This window comes from Blastococcus saxobsidens DD2 (genome assembly GCF_000284015.1).
Lineage (GTDB): Bacteria > Actinomycetota > Actinomycetes > Mycobacteriales > Geodermatophilaceae > Blastococcus > Blastococcus saxobsidens_A.
The window spans coordinates 952,254-967,808 of record NC_016943.1 but is presented as its reverse complement, the minus strand read 5'-3'; the positions used below and the strand labels follow the sequence as shown (position 1 = coordinate 967,808).

The window sequence follows — 15,555 nt, the reverse complement described above, 5'->3', positions numbered from 1 at the left end:
GAGCGCACCCCGCTCACTGGAGCACCCGGACGTCCTCGGGCAGCCGCCCGATCCGCAGCATCAGCCGGTAGGCGACCAGGCAGACCGCTCCCCCGCCGAGCAGGATCGCCGTGCCCAGCGCCGAGTCGTAGGCCGCGAGCGTCGTCGACTGGGTGGCGAGCAGGAGCAGCACGACCCACGGCGCGGCGACGGCCAGCCGTGCGGCCTGCACCACCCAGCCCTGCCGCGTCTCCAGCTCCGCGCGGGCGCGGGCGTCCTCGCGCAGGAACGTCGAGAGGGTGCGTAACACGCGGCCCAGGTCGCTGCCGCCCACCTCGCGGGCGACCCGGAGGGTCTCCACGATGCGGTCGCCGACCGGGTCGGCGAGGTCGTCCTTCAGCCGGTCGAGCGAGGTGCCGAACCGGCCGCTGGAACGGTACTCGGCGGCGAACCGGGCGAACGGCGGGCGCAGCACCTCCGGGCCGCGGGTGGAGAGCGTCGACAGGGCCTCCGGCAGCGACAGCCCGGCCCGGACGGCGGACGTCAGGTTGTCCACCACCTCGGGCCAGACCTCGCGCAGGTCGGCCCGGCGCTTGTCGGCGAGCCGGCGCACCTGCACGTAGGGCAGCAGGAAGCCGAACAGGCCGAACACCAGGCTGACCGTGATCGTGGCGGTGGCGAGCAGGACGACGACGGTGACCAGCAGCCCGAGCCCGACCTGCAGCGCCAGCAGCTGGGCGCCGTTGATGCCGGTGAGCCCGGCCGCGGCGAGCAACTGCGCGCGCCGGCCGGGCCGGCGGGGGTCGGTCCGCGGCCTCGGGGCACGGGAGCCGCTGCGCCAGATCAGCAGCAACCCGACGCCGAGGAGCAGCCCCAGGAGGGCGCCGGATCCGGTCATGCCAGCAGGGCCGGCAGGTCGAAGCCGGCGGCGGCGAACCGGTCGGCGTGCGGCGGGTAGCCGTCGGCCCGCACGAGCCGGCCGTCGCGGCTGGTGAACACGTCGGCGGTCTCGATGACGCCGTCCTCGGCCCGTCCGGGCAGTGCGACGATCTCGCGCACCCGCCGCCGTCCGTCGGCGTCGGTGCCCACGTGCACCACCAGGTCGACGCTGGAGGCGACGGTGGGGACGACGAACGACGTGCCGATGTTCTCCCCGGCCAGCAGCGGCAGCGTGCACATCTTCACCACTGCCTCGCGGGCGCTGTTGGCGTGCAGCGTGCACATGCCCGGCAGCCCCGAGTTGAGGGCGATCAACAGGTCCAGGCACTCCTCCTGCCGCACCTCGCCCACCACGATGCGGGAGGGCCGCATGCGCAGCGCCTCCTTCACCAGCCGGCGCAGCGGGATCTCGCCGGCGCCCTCGAGATTGGGCTGGCGGGTCTGCATGGAGACGACGTCGGGCAGCGGTACGCGGAGCTCGAAGACCTCCTCGCAGGTGATCACCCGCTCCCGCGCGGGGACGGCGGCGCAGAGGCAGTTGAGCAGCGTCGTCTTGCCGGCCTGGGTGCCGCCGGAGACGAGGATGTTCAGCCCGGAGGCGACGGCGGCCTCCAGGAAGCGCGCCGCCGGGGCGGTGATGGTCCCCAGCGCCACCAGCTCGTCGAGCGAGTGCGCCTGCAGCACGAACTTGCGGATGTTGACGGCCATGTGCCGGCGGGTGATATCCGGGATGACCACGTGCAGGCGCGAGCCGTCGGGCATCATCGCGTCGACGAACGGCGTCGACATGTCGATCCGTCGGCCCGAGGTGCGCAGCATCCGCTCGACCAGGTCGGCCAGCTCCCCGGGGGCCAGGATCGTCGTCGTCAGCTCGCTGCGGCCATGCCGTGCGACGAACACCCGGCCCGGCTCGTTGACCCAGATCTCCTCGATCTCCGGATCGTCGAGGTAGCGCTGCAGCGGGCCGAAGCCGGCCACCCGGTCCAGCACGTCGCGGACCACCGACTCGACGTCACCGATCGGCGGCAGCGCCGAGGTCAGCGACCGCTCGGAGTAGTCGGCGACGACGTCGCGCACCAGCAGCCGCACCGGGCCCGGGTCGGTGAACGGGTCGAGCCCGCGACGACGGATGAGCTCGCGGACCTCACCGTCCACGACATCCAGAGCAGTCGGCACACCCATCCCCCGTCGAGCCCAGCCAGCAGTCGAATCGCCGGCGACTGTAAGGAAACGGATCAGTCCGTAGGGGTGACGTCAGGCGATCTGTGGACACCCGAAAGCGCGATCGGCACGAGGAGCACCCGGTCGGGTGAACGGGCACCGGGGATACCGCCGGCCCGCCGGGCCGGAGGGGCCGGAAGTCGAGGACGTCGGTCACGTGTCCGAGGTCGGTCACCCTCCGCCGGCAGACCTCAGATGTCCGGGGGCCGGCCAAACACGGCCGGCCCCCGGTCATGCCTCAGCCGGTGGTGGAGTCGTGCAAGGGCCCCTGGTCGACCGCCCCCGCACCCCGGGAGTCGTGCGGGACGCCCACGGTCACCGTCCCCTCGCAGGAACCACCGTGACCGTCATCGACGACAAAACCGACGTGGTAGACGCGGCCGTCACCGCCACCCGATCGCTCGGCGCGGAGCTCGGCGGTGGCGGTCCCGACGCCGGTCGCGTCCGGACCGGTATTCCCTGATCCGGGCTCGCGGACGGGCTCGTCCTGCCTGATCGAGGTCACGGTCACCGTGAGCGCGTCACCCTCGGGATCGCTGAGACCGACCACGCCGACCCGCGCGTACTCGTGCTGCGGCGGCCAGAGGCTTGCCACGCTGGACGCCGCGTCCGCACATGACGGCGGGCGGTTCAGCACCGTGACCCGCTGGCTGTCGCGACCGGTCCCACCGTCGTCGTCGGTGACCGCGAGGTCGATCGTGTAGGTGCCCTCGATCTCGTAGGAGATGTCCGTGCTCGGTGATGCGCCGTACTCGGCGCTGCCCCGCGCCGGCTGCAGTGGTCCCGTGCCGGTCCACGCGTAGCCGTAGGGTTCGTCGAGCGCTCCGGCCGGGTCCGTGAACGTGCCGACCGAGCGCACCGGGTCGTTCCGGTAGACCGTCACATCGTCGCCCAGGTCCACCGTCGGGGCGACATTGGCCACTTCGACGTCGGCCGTGTCCGTCGCACAGACGCCGAAGGTGTCGCAGACCCGGACGGCCACCTGGTGCACCGAGGGACCGTCGAGAGCGGCCGCTGAGAAGGTGGGCGTCAGCCCCGTTCCGTCGTCGTGGGAGCCGTCACCATCAAAGTCCCAGGTCACCGTTTCGACATTGTCGTCCGGGTCCGTCGCCGAACCGGCAAGCACCGTGGACCCGCCCTCGGGGACCCTGTACGGGCCGCCGGCGTCCGCGACAGGCGGATCATTGAGGTCGCGGACGGAGATACGGACCGTGTCCGATGAGCTGATCTCGGGCTCGAGCATGTCACGGACGGTGAGCCGGAACACGAGCTGCTGGTCCTCGGTGAACCAACCGACGTCGAACCCCGGCTCCGGGCTCGACGGGTCGTCGAGCGCGACCGGAGGACCGGAGACCTGCTCCCACAGGTAGGTCAGGTCTCGGACGGCGCTCCTGGTGCCGTCGAGCCGCACGCCCGCAGCCTCGTCGACGGTTTGGTCAGGGCCCGCATCGGCGACCACGTTCGAGGTCTTGGTGAGACGGGCGATGAGCGGAAGGGAGCGCTCGTCATTCTCCCCCGTCAGCATCTCCCCCACGAGGGCACCATTGTGCTCCTGGAAACCGAGGACCTCGAGCTCATAGGTGACGTTGCCGACCGGGTGTGCGAACCGCTTATTGGGCACGGGCAGGCGGATGGCGTCCGGGCAGGGGTTCTGACAGCCGCTCTGCGCGTTCTCGGTCTCAACGATGCCGAGCCCCATGTGGAGCGAGTCGGCAAAGGTCAGCGAGCGGCCCCCGTCGACCACCCGGGTCGTCACGGTGAGGTCCACCGCGGTGATCCCGGTGTACAGGTTGATCACCGTATTTTTGTGGGTCAGCACGCCGAGTACGAACGGCTGTCCGAGGGGCGCTCCATCCGCCGGGCGGAATGCCAGCCGACTCTGGGGCCCGCCGGCCTCTCCCACGCCCCAGCGAACCTGAACGGGAAGGTCCTCGCCGCAGGCGGCCTGGCCGGCACCACCGCAGTACGAGACTCGGGTGTCGCCGGGTCCGGGCTCGTTCTGGTGGTTGGTGAAGGTCGCCGACGTCGTCGTCGAGATAGCGGCGGACGCGGTCGACGGTCCGGCTGACATCGCGCCGGTCGCCAAGGCCAGCGCGAGCACGGCTCGCAACGATCTCTTCATCGTTCCCCCATCCCCCGGTCCGACCAGGCAGCCGGGCGGCTGTGGACCGGGATGGCGCGAGGATGCTGCACCGAAGAAGTTCGCAATGTGTCTCCTGGGACTCATGTGGCCGCTGGGGTTGTGGCCTGTTGAGTCGTCGCCAGGAGTGAGTCTCCCGTCACAGCGCGAAGAAACACGTGATTTCGGCGCTACCCGACGAGGGCAGGTCGAGCCGGGTTCTGGGCTCGCCGTGTTCCGCATATCCGCCCGGTTGCCGACGCCCTCCGTAGCCGGGTGGAAAGCTGCTTCCGTCTCCACGGGAGGCTTCGCCCGCCCACGGCCGAGACTCCGATCCGGCCGCACGGTCGAGCGATCCTCGGCTAGCTAGCTTCGCTCGGCAAGTTCCACGACGGCGTCGACCACCGCGTCCCCGTCGAGCAGCACCCGGTCGTTGTGGTCGGCGCCGGCCACCTCGACCAGCCGGTGCAGCTGCCGGGCCGCCTCGGCCACGGCCCGGCTCTGCTCCGGCGGCACGATCGAGTCGGCGGTGCCGAGCACCACCGTCGTCGGCACGTCCACGCCGGCGAGCTGCTCGGCCAGCGGGTAGCGGTCCCACAGCAGCGCCCGCACCGGCAGCAGCGGGTAGTGCTCCGCGGCGACCGACGCCAGGTCGACGAACGGCGAGCGCAGCACCAGCCCGGCCGGCGGGTGCTCGGTGGCCAGTTCGGTGACCACCGCCGCGCCCAGGCTCTCGCCGAAGTAGAGCAGCCGGTCCGCCGGCACCCCGGCGTCCTCGAGGAGGAACGCCCGCGCCGCGCGGATGTCGCGCGCCAGTCCCTCCTCCGTCGGGCTGCCGGGGTTGCCTCCGTAGCCGCGGTAGTCGAACAGCAGGACGCCGAGCCCGGCGTCGGCCAGCGCCCGGGCGAGCGGCGCCCGCAGGCCGCGGTGCCCGCCGTTGCCGTTGGCGACCAGCACCGTGGCCGCGTCCTCATCAGCAGCAGGCACGTACCAGCCGCCCAGGTCGAGCCCGTCGAAGGTGCGGAGGACGACGTCGCGGCCACCGGGGATGACGTCGCCGGCGCTACCCACCGGGCCGGAGTCCGGCAGGTAGATCAGGCTGCGCTGGAACCCCCAGAGCAGACCGACCACCAGGGCGAGCAGCAGCGCCACCGCCCCGGCGCCCACCAGAAGCGACCGCACCACGCGTCCGATGATGACCGCCCTACGTGGCCGCGTCACCGCCCGGGGCAGGACGGCGCAGCACCGACGGGCGGCACACCGCGGCGACCCCCAGCACCATCACCGCCGTCGTCAGCAGGGCGGCGCCGACCGACACCAGGTCGGTCAACGCGCCGTTGAGCGTCGCGGCCAGTGGCCGGGAGCCGACGAAGCCGACCAGCCACAGCGCCATGATTCGGCCGATGAACGCACGCGGGACACGGTCGTAGAGCAGCGTGGTGAGACCGTTCATGGCCAGCGTCAGACCGACGCCGCCCACCACGAAGGCGACGACGGCGGCGGGCACGTTCCAGCTCAACGCCAACCCCACCGCCGAGAGCCCGAGCAGCACCAGACCGCTCGTGGCCAGCCATGCGTGGTCGAGGAACCGCACCAGGACCGCCTGGACGAAGAAGCCCAGGAACGCCCCGACGCCGAACGCAGAAGCCAGCAGCCCGACCAGTCCCGGACCGCCCCCGAGGGCATCGGCCAGCGACGGACCCAGCGTCACGGCGGGGTCGGCGCCGACGCCCACCGCGGTGACACCGAGGAGCAGGACACCCACCACCGGGTCGGTGCGCAGGTAGCGGATCCCGGCGATGACCGACAGCCGCGGGCCCGGGGCGACGGGACCGCCCGGCGTCCGGAGGCGGAACACCGCCACGAGGAAGACGACGTGACCGACGGCGGCGAGCAGGAAGGCGACGCCGTAGCCGGCGGTGGCGGCCACCACCCCACCCACGGCCGGGCCGACGGCACGGCCCACCGAGAAGGTCAGGTTGTCCAGGGCGACGGCTCGGGCCACCTCGCCCTCCCGCACCAGCGACGGCAGCAGCGCCTGCATCGCCGGTCCGCCGACGGAGAACCCGATGCCGACGACGAGCGCGGTGACCATCACGACCCACGGAGGCACGTCGGCCACGTCGTGCGTCAGCAGGACCCAGCCGGCCAGGGCCGCGGCGCCGAGCGTGCACAACGCGCGGCCGAGCAGGATCTGCCGGCGCGGGCTGCCCCGGTCGGCCATCGCCCCGCTCACCGGGGTCAGCACCAGCTGGGGCAGGAACTGGGCGAAGCTCACCAGACCCACGAGGAAGGCCGAGGAGGTCAGCTGCCAGACGAGTGCCGCGCTGGCGATGTTCTGGATCCAGATGCCGACGTTGGCCAGCAGCTTGCCGGCCCAGTACGGCCCGAAGACCGGGTCGGTGACCAGCCGCCGCGACGGCCGGGGCGCGGCGGGTCCGGGTGCATCCTCCGGCCCGTCCCCCACTCCTAGGCAATCTAGGCAGCGCCGTCGGACGCCGGTCACCCGGGCCGGTCAGTCGGCCACCGGCCGGCCCGTCAACCGCGTACCGTCGCGGCACGGAGCCGTCCAGGCTCCCGATGAGGGAGCGCACCATGGGTGACAAGTCCCCGCGACAGTCGATGACGAAGAAGGCGACCGGAAAGTCGATCAAGGAGAAGCGGAACGACCGCAAGGCCAAGGTCGACACGACGTCCCAGATGGAGAACTTGACCCACGGCAAGAAGCACTGACGCCAGAGGGCCCTCCTTCCCGGTACGGGAAGAAGGGCCCTCTGTCAGTGCAGTGTGCCGCTGTCAGTCACCGGGGGCGGGCACCGGGCAGGGGGCGTAGAGACCCCGGGTACCGCCGGTTCCGGTGCTGGTGAACTCGCAGCCGTAGGCGGGGTCGGCGACCACGTTCCGGTTGAGCACCGAGGCGCCCTCAGGCTTCACGCCGTTCTCCACCCAGTCGACCAGGTCGAGGAACTGGTCCGCCGCCTCCGCGTTCGTGAACTCGCAGTGGCCGGCGGCGCGGATCGCCCGCTGCACCAGCAGTCTCTTGTTGCCCTGCTCACGGACGTCGGCGGCGTAGTACTGCTCCATCGAGAACGGCACGTAGTAGTCGCCGAGGGTGTGGATCGACAGCACCGGCACGTCGATGTCGCCGGTGATGTCCGGGACGTACGCGTCCGGACCGCTGCGCCGGGCCTCGGGCGCCGGAGCGACGCGCTCGATCGCCTCGTCCAGGGTCTTGCCGTCCCCGACGAGGACACCACCCGGGACGATCCGCTTGTCGGGGTAGTCGGTGTCGACGTTCGACCAGACGGGGCCGGGGGCGACGCCGTCCAGACCGCCGGGCTCCGCGGCGACGACGCCGTAGACGAAGTTCCGCCCCTCCCAGAAGGCGAAGGCATTCTCCGCACCGGGCCGCGGGCCACCGGAGATCTCCGTGACGAGATTCTCGAGCACCTGCCCCCGTTCGTTGAGCGTGCCGTCTTCATTCCGGAGCTCGTCCTTGATCTCCGGGACGTACGTGGTCACGTAGTCCGTGGGGATCGGATACGCATCGACGTCTGCGAGCGTCTGCGCCAGCAGGTTGTAGTCGAGGAAGAAGTCGTAGAGCTCCCGGTCGCCCATCACACCGCACATCGGCGCGGCACCGGCCCACTCGACCCCGCTGTCCCGCTCGAGCAGGACGCCGATGACGTGGCCGCCCATCGAGACGCCCTGCAGGTAGCGCTGGTCGGCCTCGCCGACCTTCTCGTCGAACAGCTTCGCGAGCTCCTCGGTGGAGCGCACGCCGGCCTCGATGTCGTACCGGTTCGCGCTGTAGGACGAGGCCGCCCAGGCGTACCCGTTGGCGATGTAGGTCTCGCGCAGGCCGTAGCCGGGGTTGTCGACGGTCAGAGCGGTACGGGTACCGCGGTAGCCGTGCTCCCAGAACACCACGTCGCCGTTCCACTTGTCACCCAGGGGCACCTCGATGCGGTAGGCCGCCCCCTCGTGCGTGCCGTAGAGCACCCTGGTGATCGGGGTGCCGTCCTCGGCAGTCAGGGGCTCGAAGGGGATGGCCGACGGGTCGATCGTCCACTCCAGGGTGAACAGCGGCTCTTGCGGGGAGACCTGGACCGGCTGCCAGCCCTTCTGGCCCGCCGACGGGTGACCCGCTGCCTTCCCCGGCGGCTGGACGAACGGCGGCGGATCGGCCAGTGCCGGCCCGCCGGCGACGAACGCACCCATCCCCACTCCTGCGGCGACAGCGAGGGGAACCAACCGGTTGCGGTGCAGGGACAAGACGCGACTCCTTCGTCGTGGCTGTGGTGCTCCTCACAGCGAGGTGCCTCCTGTGTACCTCACGTGAGCAAGCGGCCACTGCCCGGGGGCTTTCTCCCGGGTGCGCCCCGTCAGCGCAGGACGGCGTCGATCAGGTGCGGGCCCGGCTCGGCCAGTGCCGTCCGCAGCTGGTCGGCGAGCTCCTCGGCGGTCGTCGCCCGCGTCGCCGGCACACCCATCCCCTGCGCGAGGGAGACGAAGTCGAGCCCCGGCCCGCCGATGTCCAGGAGCTTGGCCGCCCGCTCCCCGTCGCCGGCCGCCCCCACGCGGGACAGCTCGTGCTGCAGGATCGCGTAGGAGCCGTTGTCGCAGATGATCGTGGTGATGTCGGCCTGCTCGCGGGCGTAGCTCCACAGCGCCGAGATCGTGTACATGGCGCTGCCGTCGGCCTGGATGCCGATCACCGGCCGGTCGGGGCAGGCCACCGCCGCGCCCAGCGCCATCGGCAGCCCGTCACCGATCGCCCCGCCGGTCAGCGCCAGCCAGTCGTGCCGGGGCGCACCCGAGGTCAGCTCCATGATCCCCACCCCGGAGGTGATCGCCTCGTCGACGACGATCGCGCGCTCGGGCAGCAGCGCGCCGATGACCGCCGACATCGCCCGCGGCGTCAGGGGTCCCGTGGGCAGCTCGGGGCGGGACGCTTCGAGCAGCTGCGGCTCCGCGCCCGGGGCGGCCAGGTCGGCCAGTGCCCGCAGCGCCGCGACGCCGTCCTCCCCCGGCTCGCTGAGCACGTGCACGGTGCAGTCCTCGGGCACCGGGTGGCCGGGGACACCGGGGTAGCCGAAGAAGTGCACCGGCGCCGTGGCGCCGGCGAGCACGAGATGCCTGGTCCCGGCCAGAGCCTTCATCGCCACCTCGGGCGGGTAGGGCAGCCGGGCGACGTCGGGCAGCCCGGCGCCACGGGCGGCGCGCGCCGGGAAGGTCTCGGTCATCAGCCGGACGCCGGTGCCGGCGGCGACCTGACCGGCCGCCAGCAGACCGTCCTCGCCGACGGTGTTCCCGCCGAGGAAGAGCACGGTCGGCTCCCCGCCGGCCAGGACGGCCGCGACCTCCTCGACCACCGGCGGCGCCACCCGGGGAGCCGGTCGCGACGGCCGGGGCTCGGCGACGGCGGCGCCCTCCTCCCACGACACGTCCGCCGGGAGGATCAGCGTCGCGATGCCTCCGGCGGAGACCGCGGCCACCGCATCGACGGCGTCCGCGGCGACGTCGGCCGGCGACAGCGAGCGGCGCACCCAGGCCGAGAACGTGCCGGCGACGGCATCGATGTCCGATTCCAGCGGGGCGTCCAGGCGCTTGTGCGCACGGGCGTGGTCACCCACCACGTTCACCATCGGGGCGCGCCCGCGGCGGGCGTTGTGCAGGTTGGCCAGTCCGTTGCCCATGCCCGGCCCCAGGTGCAGCAGGGTCGCGCCCGGCCGCCCGGCCATGCGCGCGTAGCCATCGGCCGCGCCGGTGGCGACGCCCTCGAACAGGGTGAGCACGCCACGCATCTCCGGGACGTCGTCCAGCGCGGCGACGAAGTGCATCTCGGAGGTGCCGGGGTTGGCGAAGCAGACGTCCACGCCCGCGTCGACGAGGGTGCGGATCAGCGCCTGGGCGCCGTTCACGCGGGGCTCGCCGTCTGGACGTCGAAGTGCAAGAACGAGACCCCGCCGGTGGCGAAGTTGGCGAGGTCGGCGCCGGCCGCCCGCCCCTCCGGGGACGTCAGCGCCTGCCCCATGGCCTCCTCGGAGTCGAAGTCGAGCTCCGCGACGAGGTAGGGCGCCGGCTGGGCCGGGTCCATGGCCTTGCCGTGCCCGAAGGTCAGCCGGACGAGCCCGGGCTGCTCGAGCGCCAGCGGGGTGTGGATCTCCCGGTAGTAGGCATCGAACGCCGCGGGGTCCTCGGGCGTCCCGTAGCTGACCACCAGCCTGTGCACCATCTCGCCGTACCTCCGGATCCGCCGGGCTCCGTCTGCCCGGAGCCTCAGCTGCACCCAATCAGGTACCCGGTGACCGCCGCGACCCCAGACCTCCCGCCCCCACCCCGGGGCTCTGTCCACAGGCCACCGGAGAGCGGGCCCAGGGCGTCCCTCCCGCCGTTACGGTCCCGATGACCCGCTGCTCCCCGGTGCGGTGTCCGCGACCGGGCCGTCCCGATTGGATCCTCATGGCGAACGTGAACGTCACCTACCAGCAGATGGAAGACGCCGCCGGCCGGCTGGTGAACGGGCGCGCCGAGATCGACGGCATGCTCGGCCAGCTGAAGGGCCTCGTCGACCAGCTCGTCTCCGACGGGTACGTCACCGACAGCTCCAGCCGCAGCTTCCAGGCGTCCTACGACGAGTTCGACGCCGGCGCGAAGAACATGATCGGCGGCCTCGACGGCATGGCCCAGTACCTGAACACGGCCGCCACCACCTTCCGCGACGCCGACACCCAGCTGGCCGGCGCCCTCGGTCGCTGATCACCTGCCTCGCACGGACGACAGGCCGCCTCGCCACGCGAGGCGGCCTGCGTCGCGTCGGGGCACCCGCCGCCGAGCCGTCAGCCGACCGGCGGGCCCGGTACCGCGAGGGTGAGCAGCGAGCCGTTCCCGAGGTGCAGGAGGGCCCGCCCCGGCTGGACCGGCCTGCCCACGGCGCTGCGCGGCACCCGCACGCCGATCAGGTCACCGTCGGTGCTGCCCTGCGGGGAGAGCAGCACACCCTGCCGCGCCTTCTTCGCGTCCACCTGCCAGCCGGACAGACCGGTGCAGATGCTGTCGGCGTTCCCCGCCAGCACCAGGCTGCGTCCCGGGCCGGCGTAGCCCTTCACGACCTCGCGGAACACCTCCGACGCCGGCACGTCGCGCAGCACGTCGGCGTCGTCCAGGAGCAGCACCAGCGGCCGGCCGGGCTCCGCGGTGAGCAGCTCCCTCCAGCGGTCGGCCGGGGCGGACGCCTCCTCGACCAGCTCGAGCACGCCCGGACGGCCGGCGAACGCCCGCAGCGGTGACGCCTTCGGCGCGCAGACGACGATCGACGTCCCCTGCCGCAGCAGCGACTCGGCCACCCAGCTGAGCACCGTGCTCTTGCCCGAGCGCGCCGGCCCGGCGACGACGAAGGCCGGGCCCCGCTCGACCAGGTCCGGACCGGCCGCCATCAGCTCGTCGCCGCCCACGCCGACCAGCGCGAAGCCGGCACCTGCGTCGGCCGGCCGCATCTCCCAGGCCGCCTCGAAGCTGATGCGCGCGGGCAGCACGTCGACCCGGAAGGGCCGGGCCGACCGCGGCACCAGCGCATCGCGCACGTGTGCCGCCTTGGCGATCTCCGCGATCGCGGCCGCCTGCCCCTGGCCCGACTCGTCGTCGGCGAGCAGCGCCACCTGGGTCTCGACGGCGCCGTCGACGGTGATCCCCCGCCCCGGCGGCAGCCGGCCGGGCACCTGCTTGCCGGGGATCCCGACGAGCGGGTAGTCGCCCCGGTCGGCCAGGCGCAGCACCAGCTTGTTGTCGGTCAGCGACGACAGCCGGGCAGTACCCAGCGCCCGGTCGCCGGTCATCACCACCGAGATCCCGGCCGAGGCACCTTCCCGGACGATCGCCATGAGGATGTCGGTGAGCCGCCCGCCGTCGACCTCACCGAGGGTCGGCGTGAACCCCTCCCAGCGGTCGAGCAGCAGCAGCACGTGCGGCAGCCGCTCCTCCGCCGGCGCCGACCGCCGCTGCTCGGCGAGATCGGCGAAGCCGCCTTCCGCGAGCACCTGCTGGCGGCGTTCCATCTCCCGCTTCAGCCGGTCGAGCAGCCGGGCCGCCCGCTCGGTCTGGGTGCGGGGAACGACCGCGCCGCACTGCGGCAGGTCGGCCAGCGGCAGCAGTGCGCCGTTGCCGCAGTCCAGCGCATACAGGTGGACGTCGCTGGTCGAGCAGCGGGCGCCGACCGAGCCGGCCAGCGTGCGGAGCAGCTGCGACCGTCCGCTCTTCGGCGAGCCGATGACCAGCAGGTGCCCGTCGGTGGCCGGGTCGAAGGCCGCCACCCGCCGCTCCTGCAGCGCGGGAAGGTCCTGCAGGCCGTACGGCAGCCGGACCGCGCCGGCGGCGGGGGCGTCGAGGTCGGCCACCAGCACGCGCGCCGGCAGCGCCTCCAGCCACGGGCTGCGCTGCGCCGGCACGTCCTCGTCCACCGACGCCCCGCGCACCGCCTCCACCAGCACCGACAGGTCGGTGATCTCGACGTCGGACCAGCGGGTCGCCGTCGCGGGCTGCTGCGGTGCCGCGTAGCCGACCTGGTGCCAGGCCAGCGGGACGACGAACGGCACCGCCGCCGCGATCGCACCCTGACCCGGACGGCGGCCACCGATCCGGCCGGCCTGGAACGGCACCAGCGCGCCGTGGCCCAGCCGGGCGACGCCGCGACCGGGCGCCGACTTGGGGATGCGGGCGGCGTCCGGGGCGTCGAGCACGTCGCTGCTGTCCGCGCCGTCGGTGACCCGCAGCGAGATGCGCAAGTTGGTGTTGGCGCGGATCTCCGGCGAGACGACGCCGCTGGGCCGCTGGGTCGCGAGGATCAGGTGGATGCCCAGCGATCGTCCGCGCTGCGCGATGTCGACCAGGCCGGGGACGAAGTCGGGCAGCTCGCGGGCCATCGAGGCGAACTCGTCGATGACGATGAGCAGCCGCGGCAGCGGCGGGCGCCCGGGCTCGCGGGCCTGCAGGTCGAGGTAGTCGTCGATGTCCTTGACGCCGGCGCGCGCCAGCCGGTGCTCGCGGTACTTCAGCTCCGCGCCGAGCGAGGTCAGGGCGCGCTCCACGAGGTGGGCGTCGAGGTCGGTGACCATGCCGACGGTGTGCGGCAGGTGCACGCAGTCCTTGAACGCGCTGCCGCCCTTGTAGTCGACCAGCACGAAGGTGAGCGCGTCCGGCCGGTTGGCCACCGCCAGCGAGGCGATCATGGTCTGCAGCAGCTCCGACTTGCCGGCTCCGGTGGTGCCGGCGACCAGCCCGTGCGGGCCGTCGGTGCGCAGATCGAGCGTGAACGGCCCGTGCAGCCCCGAGCCGACGACCAGCCGGGTCGTGCGCCCCTCCAGCTGCCAGCGCGCGCGGATGCCGTCCACGGTCGGCGGCTCCAGGCCGAGGACGTCGAGCAGCCGCACGCTGTCGGGCAGGACGGCGTCGTCCTCCTCCAGGCTCACGTCGCGCAGCGGCGCCAGCGCACGGGCCGCCGTCTCGGCCAGCTCCGCGCCGACCGGCTCGGCGAGCACGGCCGGGACCGGGTCGTGGCCGCTGCGCCGCACCAGGAGCTCGTTCTCCTCCGCCGCGTCGAACACCGCGGTCGCGGTGGCCGCCTCCGGCAGGAACCGCTCCTCCTCGTCGGCGCAGACGGCGTAGACGCCCACCGCCGGGCCGTCCTGCAGCACCTGGGCGAGGCCTGGGGTGGCGCGCAGCGGCCGGAAGCCGTGGACCACGAGCACGTGCGCCGGGAACGACTCCGGGTCGATCCGGCCACCGGCCGACGCCGTGGCGTCCCGGCGGGCCTTGATCAGCGCGGCCAGCTCGGTCACCCGCGCGGTCACCGTCTCGGGGTCGTTGCCCACGAAGGCCACCGGGCCCTCGCCGTCGGCCGGCCGGGTGTGCGGCAGCCAGCGCACCCAGTTCCACTCCGCCGGTCCCCGCGCAGCCAGCACGGTCAGGGCGAGATCACGCGGCGGGTGGTGCACCGCCAGCTGCAGGACCACCCAGCGCAGCAGACCCGCCAGCGGCTCGGCCGGGCCGGCCAGCCCGACGACGCCGGCCTCGCGCAGCGGGACGACGACCGGCACCGCCCGGACGGTGCGCTGCTCCGGCGGCTCGTCGCGGCCGGACCGGTCGGTGACCACCACCTGGGCGGGCAGGTCGGCAGCGCCCAGGCGCAGGTCGAGGGCGTCGGGGTCGGTGCGGCGCCGTTCCCACAGCCGCCGGCCGGGGAGGACGGCGGCGAGCAGGGCGGTGGCCGGATCCGGATGGGCGGCTCGGCGACGGGCGGTCTCCTCGGCCACCGCCGTCCCGATCCGCTCGAGCGCGCGGGCCAGTTCCCGCTCGAACTCCTCGCGGGCCCGGCGCTCCTCGCGGGCGCTGTGCCGGCGGTCGGCCACGGTGTTGCTGACCATCATGATCGGGCTGGCGACGGCGAACACGAGGTACAGCGGCGAGCGCAGGACGACGGCCAGCACGATGCCGATGACCAGCGGCGCCAGGATCATCACCAGCGGGAACCGGCGGGGCTCCTTCGCGGTCGGCTCCCGCGGCAGCTGGATGCGCACCTCGCGGGTGGACGGCAGCAGCCGCGGCGCCCGGACGAACGCCCGGGTGCCGGGGCCGGCCGGCTCGATCGCGGCATCCGGCACGGGAGCCGGGCCGACGACCAGATGGGTGTCGCCCAGCTGCACGAGCTGCCCCGGCGCCACCGCGACACCTTCGTCCCCGGGCACCGGCTCGCCCTCCAGGAAGCTGCCGTTGGCCGAGCCGAGGTCGCGCAGCGTGGCGCCGTCGGCGCCGATCCGCAGCAGTGCGTGCCGCCGCGACATCGACCGGTCGGCGAAGCCGACGGCGCTGCTGCGGCCGAGCTCGTGGTCCCCCATCGGCAGCTCGGCGATCAGGCCGCTGCTGGGACCGCTGAGCACCCGCAGCTGCCAGCCACGGGTCGGCGGACCGGCCGGCACGGCAGCCGCCGCCGACAGGTGCACCAGCGCACCGTCGACCAGCGGGCTCTCCCCCACCGGCTGGTCGTCGTCCAGCCGGTTCCCGGCCAGCCAGAGCCCCTCGGCCGACCGGCCGGAGACCCGGGCCAGCTCCGCCGTCACCCGGCTGACCGGGAGGTCGTCGTCCACGTCCACGGCGACGTCGAGCAACGCGCCGTCGCCCTGCCCGACGCTCAGCTGGACGCGCACCGCACTCCCTCCCGACCGTCCCCGACCCGGTGACCGCCCGGAGGATCCGAGAACGGCCCCGGCCGTTGCGGTACGCCGGGCTGACGTCGCGAGACC

General features: G+C 73.4%; 11 protein-coding genes. 2 read left to right on the top strand and 9 right to left on the bottom strand.

From position 1 onward, the window contains the following. Positions 1-13: 13 nt before the first annotated feature. The 5 genes from BLASA_RS04575 to BLASA_RS04555 all read right to left on the bottom strand — a co-directional run bounded on the left by BLASA_RS04575 (position 14) and on the right by BLASA_RS04555 (position 6,725). The gene (locus tag BLASA_RS04575; protein ID WP_014374853.1) at positions 14-877 is read right to left on the bottom strand and encodes a type II secretion system F family protein; all 864 of its coding nucleotides are present in this window, start codon (positions 875-877) and stop codon (positions 14-16) included. Further along, the gene (locus tag BLASA_RS04570; RefSeq protein WP_014374852.1) at positions 874-2,073 is read right to left on the bottom strand and encodes a CpaF family protein; all 1,200 of its coding nucleotides are present in this window, start codon (positions 2,071-2,073) and stop codon (positions 874-876) included. The genes BLASA_RS04575 and BLASA_RS04570 overlap by 4 nt, the downstream gene beginning before the upstream one ends. Positions 2,074-2,377: 304 nt before the next feature. After that, positions 2,378-4,240 (bottom strand): PKD domain-containing protein, encoded by a 1,863-nt coding sequence (locus tag BLASA_RS04565; protein ID WP_041775605.1) that lies wholly within the window; start codon positions 4,238-4,240, stop codon positions 2,378-2,380. Positions 4,241-4,624: 384 nt separating this feature from the next. Further along, positions 4,625-5,443 (bottom strand): alpha/beta hydrolase, encoded by an 819-nt coding sequence (locus tag BLASA_RS04560; protein WP_041775604.1) that lies wholly within the window; start codon positions 5,441-5,443, stop codon positions 4,625-4,627. Between the two features lie 19 nt (positions 5,444-5,462). After that, on the bottom strand, positions 5,463-6,725 hold the full coding sequence (locus BLASA_RS04555) for an MFS transporter (RefSeq protein WP_014374848.1): 1,263 nt from the start codon (positions 6,723-6,725) through the stop codon (positions 5,463-5,465). 128 nt (positions 6,726-6,853) lie between these two features. On the opposite strand from BLASA_RS04555, the gene BLASA_RS24820 reads away from it, so the two are divergent. Continuing rightward, positions 6,854-6,991, top strand: coding sequence for a hypothetical protein (locus BLASA_RS24820; protein ID WP_014374847.1), 138 nt, complete (start codon positions 6,854-6,856; stop codon positions 6,989-6,991). Between the two features lie 63 nt (positions 6,992-7,054). Here the strand turns inward: BLASA_RS24820 and BLASA_RS04550 are convergent, their stop codons facing one another. The 3 genes from BLASA_RS04550 to BLASA_RS04540 form a co-directional block, all read right to left on the bottom strand. Further along, positions 7,055-8,479 carry a lipase/esterase gene (locus BLASA_RS04550; RefSeq protein WP_014374846.1) on the bottom strand — a complete coding sequence of 475 codons (1,425 nt, stop codon included), beginning with the start codon at positions 8,477-8,479 and terminating at the stop codon, positions 7,055-7,057. A 164-nt stretch (positions 8,480-8,643) separates the two neighbouring features. Continuing rightward, positions 8,644-10,182, bottom strand: a complete 1,539-nt coding sequence (locus BLASA_RS04545) for an acetolactate synthase large subunit (RefSeq protein WP_014374845.1) — start codon at positions 10,180-10,182, stop codon at positions 8,644-8,646. Beyond that, a complete protein-coding gene (locus tag BLASA_RS04540; protein WP_014374844.1) occupies positions 10,179-10,496 on the bottom strand; it encodes an EthD family reductase in 318 nt (105 codons plus the stop codon). Before BLASA_RS04540 ends, BLASA_RS04545 begins: the two co-directional genes overlap by 4 nt. A gap of 227 nt (positions 10,497-10,723) precedes the next feature. Here BLASA_RS04540 and BLASA_RS04535 point away from each other — a divergent pair, with 227 nt between their 5' ends. Next, positions 10,724-11,020, top strand: coding sequence for a WXG100 family type VII secretion target (locus BLASA_RS04535; RefSeq protein ID WP_014374843.1), 297 nt, complete (start codon positions 10,724-10,726; stop codon positions 11,018-11,020). A gap of 80 nt (positions 11,021-11,100) precedes the next feature. On the opposite strand, the gene BLASA_RS04530 is transcribed toward BLASA_RS04535, so the two are convergent. Then, a complete protein-coding gene (locus BLASA_RS04530) occupies positions 11,101-15,459 on the bottom strand; it encodes an FtsK/SpoIIIE domain-containing protein (RefSeq protein WP_014374842.1) in 4,359 nt (1,452 codons plus the stop codon). Between the last annotated feature and the right edge of the window lie 96 nt (positions 15,460-15,555).